Raw genomic sequence first — 1505 nt, 5'->3', positions numbered from 1 at the left:
CTAATCTTACCAATAAAGGAACTATTAACGGTAAGGTAGCTGTAGAACATGATCAAGGTTTTGCAGGAACCATCACTGTTAACACCTTTGAAAATACAGGTCAAGTTAATGGTCAAATTTATATGGGAGTTTGGGGAGGTCAGGGAACTCTCACTGTGGATCAGTTTGATAACAGTGGAACTATAGCTTCAAGCGATAAAGGAGTTTTTTTCGAAGGCGGTGCTAATAATAAATCCACGATTAATAATTTTAACAATACTGGAGTTATAACAACTTCAACAAATAAAGAAGCTGTTCAGTTTAATTATACCGATGTTAAAACCATTACCAATAATGGAAACATTAAAAGCGAAGGACATAGAGGTATAAGCATAAATAATTCAAGTGTACAAACTCTTAATAATAGTGGCACTATTCAAACCAGCAATCAAGATGTAAAAAACTGGGATACACAAGCAATATATATTGGCAATTCTACAATCCAAACATTTATCAATAGCAAAAACGGAATCTTAAAAGGTGATGGAAGAAAAGATCCAGGAGGACCTAATGGGGCTGCATTTGCGAGCTCTGGGGTTAATCTTCAAGCTTCTACTATAAAAAATTTTGATAACTCAGGCATTCTTTCGGGAAGAGTAGGTATAAATATATCAAGTACTACTATAGATAATTTTAAAAACAGTGGCACTATAGAAGGAACATCTGGAGCCAAACAATTATCAGGAGCAGTATTCATTCAAAGTTGGGGAACTTCAAGCTCCACTATTAAAAATTTTGAAAACACAGGCCTAATTAAAAATCAAAACGGCAATGCTATCTTCATAGGTGATGGCAACAAGATAGAAACCCTTACAAATAAAGGAACTATAGAAGCAGGCAACAATGGTATAACTTTTTATGCATTTGATACAAATAAAAAGCCCGTTAATATTGGTAAAATCACTATAGAAAGTGGTGGTGTTATTAAAGCAGGCAATGATGCAATCCATATAGATGGAAGTAAAAATGGTATTGAGGGTGAAGGCATTGAAGTTAAAGCAGGGGGTAGATTAGAAGGTGGTAATGCAGGTATTTATATAGGTGGCGGTAAGCAAGTAAATACTAGCATCAATGTATCTGGAACTATCCAAGGTGGTAATGGGGGTATTATAAATACTGGAACCATAGGAAAAGAAGGACAAGAAAAACAAGAATATGGTATCACTATTGAAAATGGAGGTCTTATTGCTTCTGCAAAAGGAAGTGGTATTTTAAATACTGACAATGGAATTATTTATGGTAATATCTTCAATAGAAGTAATAATAATTTAAGTTTAAAAAATGATTCTGATGCGACTATTACAAGTGGTATTAAAAATGAAGGTAGTGGAACCATCTTTGTTAATAACCAAGGAACCATAGATAAAGATAATAGTGGTAATCATTTAGTTAACAGCGGATCTGGTAGCATAGTCATAGAAGATTGGCTTGTTACTACAGATAAAGATACGGGTAAATTAGACACT

General features: G+C 34.0%; 1 pseudogene. It reads left to right on the top strand.

Features of this window, described 5'->3' with window-relative positions:
- Nucleotides 1-1505 (top strand): annotated as a pseudogene (locus AJN58_RS10115) (hypothetical protein); the annotation flags it as partial.

The organism is Campylobacter sp. BCW_4321 (assembly GCF_001763075.1).
In the GTDB taxonomy this organism is placed as follows: domain Bacteria; phylum Campylobacterota; class Campylobacteria; order Campylobacterales; family Campylobacteraceae; genus Campylobacter_D; species Campylobacter_D jejuni.
The sequence above is the reverse complement of the archived record's forward strand: the minus strand, read 5'-3'. Positions and strand labels throughout refer to the sequence as shown.